The following is a 14,059-nucleotide window of genomic DNA, read 5'->3' on the forward strand; positions in this document are numbered from 1 at the left end:
ACTTTGCCCGCCAACTAACTACCCCACGAATCAATACGTTTCCAGATCAATATCGATACCGAGTGAGCGGATTTCCTTCACAAGCACATTGAAGGATTCCGGCATGCCCGCATCAATCCGGTGATCGCCCTTCACGATGTTTTCATACACCTTAGTACGACCGTTCACATCATCCGACTTCACGGTCAACATTTCTTGCAAGGTGTATGCTGCACCGTATGCTTCCAACGCCCAAACTTCCATCTCCCCGAAGCGCTGACCACCAAACTGAGCTTTACCGCCCAGTGGCTGTTGCGTAACGAGTGAGTAAGGACCAGTGGAGCGAGCGTGCATCTTATCGTCAACCAAGTGATGCAGTTTCAGATAGTGCATCACACCAACTGTAACCTTTCGCTCAAATGGCTCACCGTTACGGCCATCAAACAGCTGCATTTGTGTCTTGCTGCTGTTGAAATCCAGTAACTGGGTGTGTGGATCTTCGCTTGGGTAAGCTAAATCCAACATCTGATAGATTTCCGACTCTTTCGCACCGTCAAATACTGGGCTTGCAAAAGTCATACCGTTACGCAGGCCACGTGCCAACTCGATCAACTCTTCATCAGTCAGACCGTCAATGTCTTCAGTCTTACCACTGGTGTTATAGATCTTGTTCAAGTAAGCGCGCATATCAAGCAGCATACCGGCACGTTGCTCACGGAGCATCGCATCAATACGCTGACCAATACCCTTAGCCGCCCAACCTAAGTGCATTTCCAGAATCTGACCAATGTTCATCCGCGAAGGAACGCCCAATGGGTTCAGAACGATATCTACCGTTGTACCATCTGCCATGTATGGCAGATCTTCAATCGGCAGAATCTTGGAAACCACACCCTTGTTACCGTGACGGCCGGCCATCTTATCGCCAGGCTGCAAGCGACGTTTAACCGCCACATACACTTTCACCATCTTGATCACGCCAGGTGGCAATTCATCACCTTGAGTCAGCTTACGTTTTTTATCTTCAAAACGCAGATCAAACTCAGTACGCATCTGACCAATCAGGTCTTTCATGGCTTCTAGCTGGCGAGCGGACTCTTCGTCTGCTAAGCGGATATCAAACCAATCAATCTTTGCTGGCAAGCCAAGCAAATATTCTTTGGTGATTTCTACGCCCTTAGCCAACCTCATTGGGCCGCCGTTGGCTACTTTGCCCACAATCATACGTTCAATACGCTCGAATAAATCGCTTTGTACAATACGTAATTGATCGTTCAGATCTTGGCGGTAACGACGCAATTGATCATCGATGATGGATTGGGCACGACGATCGCGCTCCACGCCTTCACGAGTAAACACTTGCACGTCAATAACCGTACCCACCATGCCAGACGGCACGCGCAGCGAGGTATCTTTAACGTCGGAGGCTTTTTCACCGAAGATCGCACGCAAGAGCTTTTCTTCAGGAGTCAGCTGGGTTTCACCCTTAGGTGTCACCTTACCGCACAATACATCACCCGCTTCAACTTCTGCACCGATGTAAACCACGCCAGACTCATCCAAACGGCCTAGCATGCGCTCAGACAGATTAGAGATATCACGGGTAATTTCTTCAGCACCCAGCTTGGTGTCACGCGCCATCACGTTCAATTCTTCGATGTGAATCGAAGTATAACGATCGTTAGCAACCACATCTTCCGAGATCAAAATCGAATCTTCGAAGTTGAAACCGTTCCATGGCATAAACGCGATCATCATATTCTGACCCAGAGCCATTTCGCCCAAGTCAGTTGAAGCGCCATCCGCAATAACATCACCCTTGGCAATAATACTGCCACGGATAACCACTGGTTTTTGGTTGGTATTGGTGTTCTGGTTAGAACGAGTAAATTTAATCAGGTTGTAAATATCTACACCTGTTTCACCCGCAATCGCTTCGTCATCGTTGACACGAATAACCACACGAGCTGCATCAACATAATCAACCACACCGCCGCGTAAAGCAGTGACTGCTGTACCCGAGTCAGTTGCACATGTGCGTTCAATACCCGTACCTACAAACGGCGCTTGAGCGCGTAAGCAAGGCACAGCTTGACGCTGCATGTTGGCCCCCATCAACGCACGGTTAGCGTCATCGTGTTCCAAGAATGGAATCAATGAAGCCGCTACCGACACGATCTGGCTAGGAGCCACATCCATGTACTGCACGCGATCTGGCGTTGCCACGATCGTGTCACCATTGGATCGACAAGTAACGAGTTCGTCAGTTAAACGACCTTCTTCGTCAAACTCGGCATTCGCCTGAGCGACAACATACTTACCTTCTTCAATCGCAGACAGATATTCGATTTGGTCGGTAACTTTACAATCGATCACTTTGCGATACGGTGTTTCCAAGAAGCCGTAGCTGTTGGTACGCGCATAACAAGAAAGCGAATTGATCAGACCAATGTTTGGCCCTTCCGGTGTTTCGATCGGGCAAACGCGACCGTAATGCGTCGGATGCACGTCACGAACCTCAAAGCCAGCGCGCTCGCGAGTCAAACCGCCTGGTCCCAAAGCAGAAACACGACGCTTGTGCGTGATTTCTGACAATGGATTGGTTTGATCCATAAATTGCGATAGCTGTGAAGAACCGAAGAACTCTTTAATAGCCGCCGATACAGGCTTGGCATTAATCAAATCATGCGGCATCAGGTTGTCTGATTCTGCTTGCGATAAACGCTCTTTAACTGCGCGTTCTACACGAACCAAGCCAGCACGGAATTGGTTTTCGGCCAACTCACCCACCGAGCGCACACGACGATTGCCCAAGTGATCGATATCATCGATATCGCCACGGCCGTTACGCAATTCTAAGAGGATACCGATCACAGCAATGATGTCTTCTGTGCACAGAATACCTGCACCCTCAACACCACGCGGACCCGCTTCTTCGTAGAAACGACGCTGCCAACCTGGTGCTTTTTCTTCTAAGCGATCAGGATAAGCACGGCGGTTAAACTTCATGCGACCTACTGCAGATAGATCGTAACGCTCAGGCGCGAAGAACAAGCCCTTAAACAGCGCTTCAACTGAATCTTCGGTTGGCGGCTCACCAGGGCGCATCATGCGATAGATAGCTACGCGAGCACCGTACTGATCAGCCACATCATCTGAACGCAATGTCTGGGACAGGAATGCACCTTGATCCAGATCATTAACAAACAGCACATTCACCGACTTCACATCGGCCATATCCAACTTAACAGCCAGATCTTCGGTCACTTCTTCATTGGCCTTTGCCAGCACTTCGCCGGTAATAGGATCAACAACATTGTGAGCCAAGATACGGCCATAGAAGAAGTCCAAAGGCACTGGAATCTTCTGCAAACCAGACGCATTGATATCGCGAATCGTTTTAGCTGTAATACGTTTATCTTTTTGTACGAGTACTTTACCGTCGTCAGCAACGATATCGAACTTCGCAACTTCACCTTTTAGACGTTCAGCCACGAGCTCTAGGCACAGGCCATCTTCATCCATCAGGAATGTATCGGTATCAAAGAAACCCGCCAGAATTTGTTCTGGGTTGTAACCCAGAGCTTTCAGCAGGGTTGTTACCGGCATCTTGCGACGACGGTCGATACGGAAGAACAACAGATCTTTTGGATCAAACTCAAAATCTAACCAAGAGCCACGGTACGGAATAATCCGCGCCGAGAACAGCAACTTGCCAGAAGAGTGCGTTTTACCCTTATCGTGCTCAAAGAACACGCCAGGTGAACGATGCAGCTGGCTAACAATAACCCGCTCTGTTCCGTTAATCACAAAAGAACCAGTACGCGTCATTAATGGCACTTCGCCAAAGTAAACGTCTTGTTCTTTCACTTCTTTGATGGTTGGCTTAGATGCTTCGCGATCCATGATCACGAGGCGTACGCGCGCGCGCAGCGGAGCGGCGAAGGTAATCCCTCGCTGCTGACACTCAAGCACATCAAAAGCAGGATCGCCGAGGGAGTAATGCACAAACTCCAATCGAGCGTTTTCGTTATGAGAGACGATAGGGAAAATCGAATTAAACGCTGCTTGTAGACCGATCATCCGGCGTGAATCTGCCGGAACCCCTAGCTGCAGGTATTCGCTATAAGAATCGATCTGTGTTGCGAGCAGGAACGGCACCTCAAGGACGCTCTTCCGTTTCGCAAAACTTTTACGAATGCGTTTTTTCTCAGTGAACGAGTACTTGATACTCATAAACTCTCCATGGAGTGGGGCGCAAAGGACAAACCGCAAACGCCCGCCAACGTGTTTGTGAGCGGTTTCCGGTTTGACAACTGCTTGCAAAGTACACAAGCTGGATTCCGCTAACCGACAAATATCGGGATCAGCTGTAAGCTAAGCAATAGACACAAACGCAAAAGGGCAGGCGGATTCCTCCGCCTGCCTTCACTACATACTAAATAATGCTTACTTCATCTCAGCTGTTGCACCAGCTTCAACGAGTTTCTTAACCATAGCTTCTGCATCAGCCTTAGAAATACCTTCTTTCAGAGACTTAGGAGCGCCGTCAACTAGGTCTTTCGCTTCTTTCAGGCCAAGACCTGTCAGCTCACGAACGATCTTGATGGTACCTACTTTGTTAGCGCCAGCGCCAGTCAGAATTACATCGAATTCTGTCTTTTCTTCAGCGGCAGCACCAGCTGCAGCAGGGCCTGCAACTGCAACAGCAGCAGCTGAAACGCCAAACTTTTCTTCGAATGCCTTAACTAGCTCATTCAATTCCATTACGGTTAAAGCAGATACTGCTTCGAGGATATCGTCTTTAGTCAGAGCCATTTATTAATACTCCTGAAAATCTTGTCTGTTTTAATACAACAATCGTGTTTAAGTAATCTTTTATGCAGTTGTTTCTTCGGCTGGGGCTTCTGCAGCCTCCACCGGAGCGGCAACGCCTTCGGACTTCTTCTCTGCCAGCGCGGCAAGGCCACGTGCGAAACCAGCCATCGGTGCTTGCATAACGTACAGCAACTTGGACAGCAGTTCTTCACGGCTTGGAATAGATGCGAGAACAGCTACTTCTTCTGCATTCATTACCTTACCATCATAAGAACCAGCCTTGATCACAATTTTCGCGTCTTTCTTAGCGAATTCGTTCAAGACCTTTGCTGCAGCTACTGGGTCTTCGGAAATACCGTACACCAGTGGGCCAACCATTTGGTCTGCCAACTCAGCGAACGGAGTTCCTGCAACCGCACGGCGTGCCAACGTATTTTTCAGAACACGCAGGAACACACCTGACTCACGCGCTTGTTTGCGCAGTGTAGTCATGCTTGCAACGCCGATACCTCGGTATTCAGCGATAATAATCGTCTGAGCTGTAGCAACTTCTGCTGCGATCTCAGCGACTACCGCCTTTTTGTCTTCAAGATTGAGACTCAAGGTCTACCTCCATTGGTTAGTAGTTCAGCGCGAATAAATCGCACCACCCAATCAAACGGCGACCTTTAATTCAGGAGACCTAACAACATCGCCACAACGGCAATGCATTTAGAACCTATAGATTCGGGCGCACCGTCTGCGTAGGCTGGCTTTTGGGAGCCGGATTAAGCCACAAGAAATCTTATGGCACCTACGGTCTTTGACAACCTTGGCGATATTTTGCCAAGCCCAAAGTCGACAGGGTCAGTCGCTTGACTGACCCTAATAATACTTAAGCTACTACCGAAGCGGTTTCGACGCGAACGCCTACACCCATCGTGCTCGATACAGCGATCTTCTTCAGGTATACACCTTTAGATGAAGCTGGTTTAGCTTTTTGCAACGCATCAACCAGCGCTAACAAGTTTTCTTTCAGATCAGCCACTTCAAAAGTAGCGCGACCTAGAGTAGCGTGAACAATACCACCCTTGTCAGTACGGTATTGAACTTGACCGGCTTTAGCATTTTTAACTGCTTCAGCAACGTTCGGAGTTACAGTGCCGACTTTCGGGTTAGGCATCAGGCCACGTGGACCCAAGATCTGACCTAATTGACCAACAACGCGCATTGCATCTGGAGAAGCAATAACAACGTCGAAGTCCATATTACCAGCTTTGATCGATTCAGCTAAATCATCAAAACCAACGATTTCTGCACCAGCAGCGCGAGCAGCTTCAGCATTTGCACCTTGTGCAAATACGGCTACGCGAACTGACTTACCAGTACCTTTAGGCAATACAACAGCGCCGCGAACCACTTGGTCCGACTTACGTGCGTCAATACCTAAATTAACAGAAACGTCGATTGATTCAACAAATTTAGCAGTTGCAGCGGCTTTAACCAGCGCAATTGCTTCATCAATAGCGTACAACTTGTTTGAATCAACAGTTGCATTCAGTGCCTTCAGGCGCTTAGAAAGCTTAGCCATTTACACGCCCTCCACGGTCAGACCCATCGAACGAGCAGACCCAGCGATAGTACGCACAGCTGCGTCCATATCTGCACCAGTCAAGTCAGCATTCTTGGTTTTAACGATTTCTTCAAGCTGAGCGCGTGACACAGAACCAACTTTGTCGGTATGTGGCTTAGCGCTACCCTTAGTGATACCAGCAGCCTTTTTCAGCAAGATCGTTGCTGGTGGGCTCTTCATCACGAAGGTGAAAGATTTGTCTGCAAAAGCAGTAATAACTACAGGAATTGGCAGACCTGGCTCAATACCTTGAGTAGCCGCATTGAATTCCTTGCAGAAATTCATAATATTCAGACCACGTTGACCCAGAGCTGGACCAATCGGTGGCGATGGATTTGCTTTACCAGCTGGCACTTGCAGCTTGATATAGCCAATAATTTTCTTAGCCATTTAAAACTCCTAAATTCGGGTCAAACGCGAGTACAAAACTCGCTCCCCTATCGGCACCTCATCGGCACCACACTACACAGATCAGATCTTCTCAACCTGTGCAAAATCCACTTCAACTGGTGTTGCACGACCAAAGATAAGCACAGAAACTTTAATCCGACTTTTATCGTAATCTACATCCACAACAGTTGCATTAAAGTCTGCAAACGGGCCTTCTGTAACACGAAGCTCCTCACCCACTTCAAACAAGATCTTAGGACGTGGTTTTTCAACCCCTTCCTGCACCTGCTGAAGCATAGATTTAACTTCACGCTCAGGCAAAGGTGTAGGACGATTCCCCACACCACCGATGAAACCGCTAACCTTGGCAGTACTCTTTACCAAGTGCCAAGTTTCATCACCCATTTCCATTTCGACGAATACATAACCCGGGAAGAGTTTCCGTTCGGTCAGCTTACGAGTGCCAGCCTTCACTTCCATCACTTCTTCAACCGGCACCAAGATCTGACCAAACAAGTGCAACATATCCGCACGTTCGATCCGCTCAATCAGCGCCTTTTGCACACTTTTCTCAAAGCCGGAATAGGCGTGTACCACATACCAACGCATAGACATTTAGATACTCCGCTTTCCCGTTTACTTAGCCACGACCCAAAATCAGATCATAGAATACCCATGTCAGACCAGAGTCGACTGCCCACATAAAGAGAGACAGCACTCCTACGAACAGGAATACAACGCCCGTCATCTGCCAGGTTTCTTTGCGAGTCGGAAACACAACCTTCTGCGCTTCTTTAATTGAGTCGCGCGCGTAATCTACAAACGCACGACCTGGCCCAGAAAACCATAGCACAAAACCTGCAAGTGCCAAACTAAGCACTACAGGCAGTGAACGGACAACCCCTTGATCAGTCGGAACCAGGTAGAACCCAGTAACGCCCAATACAACCAACAGCAATGCTGCTGCGATCTTGATTTTATCGATGCTAACCATTTGTCCGATTCGGAAACTTGGATAAAACAGAGCCGTTCCCTGCGGAACGGCTCTGATGTCTAAACCGTGGCAGGCGAGGAGGGTGTCGAACCCCCAACCCCCGGTTTTGGAGACCGGTGCTCTACCAATTGAGCTACTCGCCTACGGGAGGGCAAAACTATAACAATTCAACCCTCTTTTGTAAACCCTTTTATTCAATAACTTTTGCAACAACACCTGCACCAACCGTACGGCCACCCTCACGAATCGCGAAGCGCAGACCCTGCTCCATTGCAACCGGAGCAATCAGACTAACGGTAACTTCAACATTATCACCAGGCATTACCATTTCGGTACCTTCTGGCAAATCAACTGAACCTGTTACGTCCGTTGTACGGAAGAAGAACTGTGGACGGTAGCCATTAAAGAATGGAGTGTGACGACCACCCTCATCTTTCGACAAAACGTACACAGAACCTTCGAACTTAGTGTGCGGAGTGATCGAACCTGGCTTAGCCAACACTTGACCACGCTGAACATCTTCCCGCTTAGTACCACGAAGCAATGCACCGATATTATCGCCAGCTTGACCTTGATCAAGCAGCTTGCGGAACATTTCAACACCAGTACATGTTGTCTTAACTGTTGCAGTGATACCAACAATTTCGATTTCTTCACCAACCTTAACAACACCGCGCTCAACACGACCAGTCACAACAGTACCGCGACCTGAGATCGAGAATACATCTTCAACTGGCATCAGGAACGCACCATCAACAGCACGTTCTGGCAATGGAATGTATGAATCGAGCGCCTCAGCAAGACGGAAAATCGATGGCTCGCCGTGCTCAGACTGATCACCTTCCAGGGCCATACGAGCAGAACCAACAATAATTGGAGTGTCATCACCAGGGAAGTCATACTTGCTCAGCAGTTCACGAACTTCCATGTCTACCAATTCAAGCAATTCAGCATCATCAACCAAGTCAGCTTTGTTCAAGTAAACAATGATGTACGGAACGCCAACTTGACGAGCCAACAAGATGTGCTCACGAGTTTGTGGCATAGGACCATCAGCTGCTGAACATACCAAGATCGCGCCATCCATCTGCGCAGCACCCGTAATCATGTTCTTGATGTAATCCGCGTGACCTGGGCAGTCAACGTGAGCGTAGTGACGTGTTTCTGTCTCATACTCAACGTGCGATGTATTAATAGTAATACCGCGTGCTTTTTCTTCAGGCGCACTATCAATCTGCGAATAATCTTTTGCTTCGCCACCAAATTTCTTCGACAAAATGGTCGAAATAGCCGCTGTCAACGTGGTCTTACCATGATCAACATGACCAATAGTACCAACATTAACGTGAGGCTTAGTGCGCGTAAACTTTTCTTTTGCCATGATATTTCCTATCTCGAGAACTTGAAAATATGCCAAGCGATTGGAGCCGTTGGCGGGAATTGAACCCGCGACCTCTCCCTTACCAAGGGAGTGCTCTACCCCTGAGCTACAACGGCACGCTAATCTTTTTTGGAGCGGGTGAAGGGAATCGAACCCTCGTCGTAAGCTTGGAAGGCTTCTGCTCTACCATTGAGCTACACCCGCATTATTTTAATCCAACCTTACAACTTCTGCGCATGCATTATTATGGTGGGGGGGGAAGGATTCGAACCTTCGAAGGCTAAGCCGCCGGATTTACAGTCCGGACCCGTTGACCGCTGGGGTAACCCCCCCGACAAGAGAAGCGCATTCTAGGCAAGGTTTTTCATTGCGTCAAGCCCAGCAATCGAACATTCTCCAAATTCATCACTAAATACTCCCCACTCGCGCGGCTAATTTCATTTAAAAACAGCCATTAAGCGCCATCTATTTGCCTACTTTTTATTTTAATTTTTTAGTGAATCAGATCATTTAATACACCAAACTGGCAAAAACTTAGCCACCTTGCTCGAATAAACTAAAAAATGCCACCTTGCCTCATCTTGATTGATACCAAAAACCAATCCCCTAACCCGCCATAAATCAATACTCCATGCCAACTAATCTTATATTGTGAAATTATAAAAATTAGCCTGTTTTCGAATATTATTCATAATAAAGGTTGACGACTCAATACAAATGGGCTTTAATAGCGACCTCTCAGCGGCCTGTTAGCTCAGTTGGTAGAGCAGCGGATTGAAAATCCGCGTGTCCTTGGTTCGATTCCGAGACAGGCCACCAAGTTTTTGTAAGGTCAGATTATTACAATCTGGTTTGTTTTAAACCGCATTATGCGGCCCGTTAGCTCAGTTGGTAGAGCAGCGGATTGAAAATCCGCGTGTCCTTGGTTCGATTCCGAGACGGGCCACCAGAATTAAAAAACGGCTCCAATGAAAATTGGGGCCGTTTTTCATTTCGTCTTCCAAATAGTTCGCTTATATTATTTGTGGTTATTGCCTGTGGCAGCAAGCATGATTGCTTCTTGCAATGGCTACCATTGCGCTGTATTAAAAGCGAATCCATAAAAATTCATAACAAACAGCCCCCCCCCCCCTTTTTTTCACATCAAATGGTTAAGACCATTCGTCGCGACATTCTTGCTTAGCACTTTTTTACTGGGTGATAAGCAAGAATGAATGAATGAATGAATTAAAGCAGCATTATCAAGTAGGTAGCACGCCAATTCGTGATATTTTAGTGCAGCTAGCTTGATAAAATTTTGTCGTCAAGGAGCCGAAAAAAAGCTTTAGAGTTATACCTATTTCTTTAATGCTCGCCATTCTAACAACCACACGCGCCATTGCATGCTTTGCTCTAAGAAAAAGTCATGCAACGTGGAGATAAATAGATCAGGCAGATGTGGATTACGAAAAATGGAGCGTACGACATATGGCCTTTCATATTGCATTGATTCAGGCCTGCAACTCACCAGTAATGCTATTCATTTTAGACAACATTTATAACAAATTAGAGTGTTACCCACATCCTTGGCTTAATGGCGACTTAAATCAAGTGCCCCGCCATCATGATCATGGCGAGCAAAAAATATTATAGATGCGGCACTGACAAGGGATCTCCCTCACACCCTCAGCCTTCTTGAAGAGTATTACCCGCAAGTCATTGATCTGGCCGAATCGCGAAGCCGTATAAAACTTCTTTGAAAGGGTAAAAAGCCACCCAATGATTAAAGCCTAGTGGCAAACAGCGGCTGCGATGGGCTGATATATCCCTTCCTAGCCGCCACCACTGCCAGCTCGTAACGCGATTGCCTTGCTGTCTCAAGTAACACGCCATACACCGCAGCGGTGGTGTGCTCTAGTGCTTCTACAATAGGTTTACCAGAGAGAAGGCTAGCCAAGAATATCGCCGAAGTCATATCCCCCACTCCAACCGGCTCTTTATCAAACTCCAAAATTGGCCGACGAATCAGCCAAGCCTCATCAGCGGTGAGCGCCAGCATTTCAAAATCACTAGGGTTTTTTCCTTGGTAATGCAGGTGTTTGATAAGAATTGTTTGCGGCCCTTTTGCCAGCAATTCATGGCAAGCTGCCACGATATCTCCCAGGCTATGTAATGTTCTGCCTGTAATCATTTCTAATTCCAGCTGATTTGGCGATACGATATTGGCCTGTGGAATCACTTTTTCAATTAAGAATTCGGCCACACCAGGCGCAACAATGCAGCCCTTTAAAGGATGGCCCATCACCGGATCACAATGATAAATAGCTAAGGGATTCGCTTCTCTTACTAACTGCAGCGCTTTAAGGATATGCTCGCCTTGGCCCGCATTGCCAATATACCCAGATAACAGCGCATTGCATTCTGCCAACTGCCCTGTCTTGGCAATACCTGCCACTAATTCGCTAATCTGCGCCTCAGGCATCACCATTCCTGCCCAATGACCATATTGGGTGTGATTAGAAAACTGCACCGTATGTAGTGGCCAAACATTAACTCCCATACATTGCATTGGAAACACTGCAGCACTATTTCCTGCATGGCCAAATACCACATGTGACTGAATAGACAAGATATTCATATGAGATCCAAGAGTGAAATAGCTGCATAAAAAAATCACCACTTCCGAACACAACGAAAGTGATGATTTAATTGGATAGTAAATGCTGGTATTCAAGCACTTACCTTCAAAAAAACTAATTACCTCCAAATAATCAGGCAATAATTTTTTACCGCGTTTAGCAGAGTGTAACGGCTAAAACAATAATCAACCATGCCCATATGGCACGCAAGATCGTTGATCTTCTGGCCATTAATACTCACAGCATCATTTTCAATGAAACCACGTGCTTAGTTTTTTAGCTAGCAAGCCCTGCGGCAAGCAGGGCATCAGCCAAACAGGCTTCTGTGTAACCCAGCTCGATATGACGAATGCCATCCAGGGCTAGCTCGGTGGGGTGCGCAGCTAAAATACGCTGAGCAGTTGGTGCTGTGCCGCTTTGATTTTATCAATCTCAGCCGAAGGCATAAAGGTAAAGTATTTCAATAAAGCGATAGACATCATCACTCATGCTCAACTAAAACGGATCAAATTTGTATAGCGAGCATTTTCTAGGATCAAACCAGATGGCATTACCGTCGCTCTTACCAAACTTAGTACTGCCCAATTTGGTTAATCAGCGGCATGGCAATGCCAAACACTTGCTGCTGATTCATCCGGCGACTTAGATCAATCACTACCGTGAGATTTCCCCACTGGCCCGAACCCCCTAATTGCAACGGCGAAGTCATCGCTTTGCAACAAGCTGTAGGCAAACTCAGTAAACGAGATGCCGACTGCATCACAACCCAACCCTTGCTTTACCGATTCTTTATTACTCATGGTATTCACTGAAAAGTGCTTACCCATATCACGTAAAAAGCTCAGCACATCCATACCGGCAAACCAGTCATTATTGTTAACCATGGCGGCGCTATTGGCTCCACAGTCAAAACCTAAGAGCGGTGAGTCTTGCTTGCGAATTTTATCTACCCAGACCACCACATCAGGAGTATTTAGCGAGCGCTCAGTGGCTGCTAGAATCACCAATCCGGTAGCACCGCCAACCAGCGCCAGCAGGCGATAACCCGCCCTCTGAAAGCGTTTTAAAGCGAGCCATGGCACAAGATGGCCAAGGCGCAGGCTACCGGCAGCTGATAGAATCGCCCCTTTAGCCAGCCCCTTGAGTCTGGCTTCATTGATGAAGAATATAAATGTCCGCCAGCCCTATCGATTTTACCGCGCTCACCCTGCAGCGCTACCCAGCTAAACACGCTAAAGACTTACGCGCATGGGATGCGAGTGATGAATACCTTGCTGAATTTATCCGCGCCGATGCCCCCGTTTTGCTGATCAATGATAGCTTTGGTGCGCTGCACTCTGCCACGAGCCTAAGCTCTGGCGCACTGATTTTTCACATCAACGATTCATGGTGCTCACGCCACGCCATTGAAATCAATAGCCAGCAAAGCTTTGAAACTTACACAGGGCAAGCGATCAGCTACACGCTGGTTAAGCTGCCAAAGTCGCTTTCTTTATTTGCCGCACAGCTACAGCAGCTTGCAAATCACATCAGTAAGCCTTTAACGCTGTATTTCTCCGGCATGCAAAAGCACGTTAGCAATGGACATTTGGCGATAATAAAGTCTTGCTGCGATGAAGTGGAATACCTGCCAACGCAGCGTAAAGCGCGTATGTACCAAGCTCGGCTAAGGCCAAGCCAAGAGGTCACTCAACCTTATCTGCAAACCATACCCGAGCTGAATCTCACACTCAGCAACGCGCCGGGAGTGTTTGCTGAGCACAAAGTAGATATAGGATCACGCTTTTTTATTGAGCATTTTGATCGCCTGCCAAGCGCAGAAACCGTTGCCGACGTGGGCTGCGGCAATGGCCTACTATCTTTGGCGTACCACACGCTGCACCCCAAAGCTAGGCTGCATTTATTTGACGAGTCTTTAGCGGCAGTAGAATCGGCAAAGCTAAGCTTTGCCGCTAACTTTCCTGCGGCCAGCTACCAGATTCAGCATGGCGATGGCCTTGCAAGTGCAGTGGCAACGAAGCAGACTTTCGATCTAATTCTGATTAACCCGCCATTTCATCAGCAAAACACCGTCACTACCGATATTGCGCTGAGCATGTTTACACAGGCCAAAGAGTGCATGAGCACCCATAGCGAGTTATGGATCGTGGCAAACCGGCATTTAGACTATCAGGCAGCGTTAAAAAAAACCTTCAAGCAGATCAACCTAGTCGCCCAGAATGCCAAATTTGTGATTATCAAAGCGAAGCGGTAACTGGCTGAAACCT

At 47.6% G+C, this 14,059-nt stretch carries 12 protein-coding genes, 6 tRNA genes and 1 pseudogene; 4 read left to right on the forward strand and 15 right to left on the reverse strand.

Annotated features, from left to right (window positions below; all coding sequences use genetic code 11):
• Window positions 1-30 precede the first annotated feature (30 nt).
• The 12 genes from rpoB to C1H71_RS06715 all read right to left on the reverse strand — a co-directional run bounded on the left by rpoB (window position 31) and on the right by C1H71_RS06715 (window position 9,507).
• Entirely contained in the window at window positions 31-4,209 is a 4,179-nt protein-coding gene (gene rpoB, locus C1H71_RS06660; RefSeq protein ID WP_130108148.1) for a DNA-directed RNA polymerase subunit beta, read from the reverse strand.
• 219 nt (window positions 4,210-4,428) lie between these two features.
• On the reverse strand, window positions 4,429-4,797 hold the full coding sequence (rplL, locus tag C1H71_RS06665) for a 50S ribosomal protein L7/L12 (RefSeq protein ID WP_130105850.1): 369 nt from the start codon (window positions 4,795-4,797) through the stop codon (window positions 4,429-4,431).
• A gap of 60 nt (window positions 4,798-4,857) precedes the next feature.
• Entirely contained in the window at window positions 4,858-5,400 is a 543-nt protein-coding gene (gene rplJ / locus C1H71_RS06670; RefSeq protein ID WP_130105851.1) for a 50S ribosomal protein L10, read from the reverse strand.
• Window positions 5,401-5,671: 271 nt separating this feature from the next.
• A complete protein-coding gene (gene rplA, locus C1H71_RS06675; protein ID WP_130105852.1) occupies window positions 5,672-6,367 on the reverse strand; it encodes a 50S ribosomal protein L1 in 696 nt (231 codons plus the stop codon).
• Complete coding sequence (rplK, locus tag C1H71_RS06680; protein ID WP_130105853.1) at window positions 6,368-6,799, reverse strand: 50S ribosomal protein L11; 432 nt, start codon at window positions 6,797-6,799, stop codon at window positions 6,368-6,370.
• An 81-nt stretch (window positions 6,800-6,880) separates the two neighbouring features.
• Window positions 6,881-7,414 carry a transcription termination/antitermination protein NusG gene (gene nusG / locus C1H71_RS06685; protein ID WP_130105854.1) on the reverse strand — a complete coding sequence of 178 codons (534 nt, stop codon included), beginning with the start codon at window positions 7,412-7,414 and terminating at the stop codon, window positions 6,881-6,883.
• Window positions 7,415-7,439: 25 nt separating this feature from the next.
• A complete protein-coding gene (gene secE, locus C1H71_RS06690) occupies window positions 7,440-7,793 on the reverse strand; it encodes a preprotein translocase subunit SecE (RefSeq protein ID WP_130105855.1) in 354 nt (117 codons plus the stop codon).
• Between the two features lie 67 nt (window positions 7,794-7,860).
• Window positions 7,861-7,936: transfer RNA gene (locus C1H71_RS06695), tRNA-Trp, on the reverse strand.
• Between the two features lie 47 nt (window positions 7,937-7,983).
• On the reverse strand, window positions 7,984-9,174 hold the full coding sequence (gene tuf, locus C1H71_RS06700) for an elongation factor Tu (protein WP_130105856.1): 1,191 nt from the start codon (window positions 9,172-9,174) through the stop codon (window positions 7,984-7,986).
• Window positions 9,175-9,215: 41 nt separating this feature from the next.
• Window positions 9,216-9,290 (reverse strand) — tRNA-Thr (locus C1H71_RS06705).
• 14 nt (window positions 9,291-9,304) lie between these two features.
• Window positions 9,305-9,378, reverse strand: a tRNA-Gly gene (locus C1H71_RS06710).
• A 43-nt stretch (window positions 9,379-9,421) separates the two neighbouring features.
• A tRNA-Tyr gene (locus C1H71_RS06715) sits at window positions 9,422-9,507 on the reverse strand.
• A gap of 410 nt (window positions 9,508-9,917) precedes the next feature.
• On the opposite strand from C1H71_RS06715, the gene C1H71_RS06720 reads away from it, so the two are divergent.
• The 3 genes from C1H71_RS06720 to C1H71_RS21905 all read left to right on the forward strand — a co-directional run bounded on the left by C1H71_RS06720 (window position 9,918) and on the right by C1H71_RS21905 (window position 10,806).
• Window positions 9,918-9,993 (forward strand) — tRNA-Phe (locus C1H71_RS06720).
• A gap of 54 nt (window positions 9,994-10,047) precedes the next feature.
• Window positions 10,048-10,123, forward strand: a tRNA-Phe gene (locus C1H71_RS06725).
• 488 nt (window positions 10,124-10,611) lie between these two features.
• The gene (locus C1H71_RS21905) at window positions 10,612-10,806 is read left to right on the forward strand and encodes an FCD domain-containing protein (RefSeq protein ID WP_374704446.1); all 195 of its coding nucleotides are present in this window, start codon (window positions 10,612-10,614) and stop codon (window positions 10,804-10,806) included.
• A gap of 130 nt (window positions 10,807-10,936) precedes the next feature.
• Here the strand turns inward: C1H71_RS21905 and pdxY are convergent, their stop codons facing one another.
• The 3 genes and pseudogenes from pdxY to C1H71_RS21355 form a co-directional block, all read right to left on the reverse strand.
• Window positions 10,937-11,791, reverse strand: coding sequence for a pyridoxal kinase PdxY (gene pdxY, locus C1H71_RS06735; protein ID WP_130105858.1), 855 nt, complete (start codon window positions 11,789-11,791; stop codon window positions 10,937-10,939).
• Between the two features lie 119 nt (window positions 11,792-11,910).
• Window positions 11,911-12,033, reverse strand: coding sequence for a hypothetical protein (locus tag C1H71_RS21910; RefSeq protein ID WP_445351652.1), 123 nt, complete (start codon window positions 12,031-12,033; stop codon window positions 11,911-11,913).
• 330 nt (window positions 12,034-12,363) lie between these two features.
• Window positions 12,364-12,874, reverse strand: a pseudogene (locus C1H71_RS21355) (hypothetical protein).
• Between the two features lie 89 nt (window positions 12,875-12,963).
• On the opposite strand from C1H71_RS21355, the gene C1H71_RS06745 reads away from it, so the two are divergent.
• Window positions 12,964-14,046 carry a class I SAM-dependent methyltransferase gene (locus C1H71_RS06745; RefSeq protein ID WP_130105859.1) on the forward strand — a complete coding sequence of 361 codons (1,083 nt, stop codon included), beginning with the start codon at window positions 12,964-12,966 and terminating at the stop codon, window positions 14,044-14,046.
• The last annotated feature ends 13 nt before the right edge of the window (window positions 14,047-14,059 follow it).

This window comes from Iodobacter fluviatilis (assembly GCF_004194535.1).
GTDB classification, from domain to species: domain Bacteria; phylum Pseudomonadota; class Gammaproteobacteria; order Burkholderiales; family Chitinibacteraceae; genus Iodobacter; species Iodobacter fluviatilis_A.

What these genes read in the sequence shown, in the direction of transcription:
- rplL (WP_130105850.1), bottom strand. Translation starts at nt 4,797, where the DNA reads ATGGCTCTGACTAAAGACGATATCCTCGAAGCAGTATCTGCTTTAACC.
- rplA (WP_130105852.1), bottom strand. Translation starts at nt 6,367, where the DNA reads ATGGCTAAGCTTTCTAAGCGCCTGAAGGCACTGAATGCAACTGTTGAT.
- rplK (WP_130105853.1), bottom strand. Translation starts at nt 6,799, where the DNA reads ATGGCTAAGAAAATTATTGGCTATATCAAGCTGCAAGTGCCAGCTGGT.
- nusG (WP_130105854.1), bottom strand. Translation starts at nt 7,414, where the DNA reads ATGTCTATGCGTTGGTATGTGGTACACGCCTATTCCGGCTTTGAGAAA.
- secE (WP_130105855.1), bottom strand. Translation starts at nt 7,793, where the DNA reads ATGGTTAGCATCGATAAAATCAAGATCGCAGCAGCATTGCTGTTGGTT.
- tuf (WP_130105856.1), bottom strand. Translation starts at nt 9,174, where the DNA reads ATGGCAAAAGAAAAGTTTACGCGCACTAAGCCTCACGTTAATGTTGGT.
- pdxY (WP_130105858.1), bottom strand. Translation starts at nt 11,791, where the DNA reads ATGAATATCTTGTCTATTCAGTCACATGTGGTATTTGGCCATGCAGGA.
- C1H71_RS06745 (WP_130105859.1), top strand. Translation starts at nt 12,964, where the DNA reads ATGTCCGCCAGCCCTATCGATTTTACCGCGCTCACCCTGCAGCGCTAC.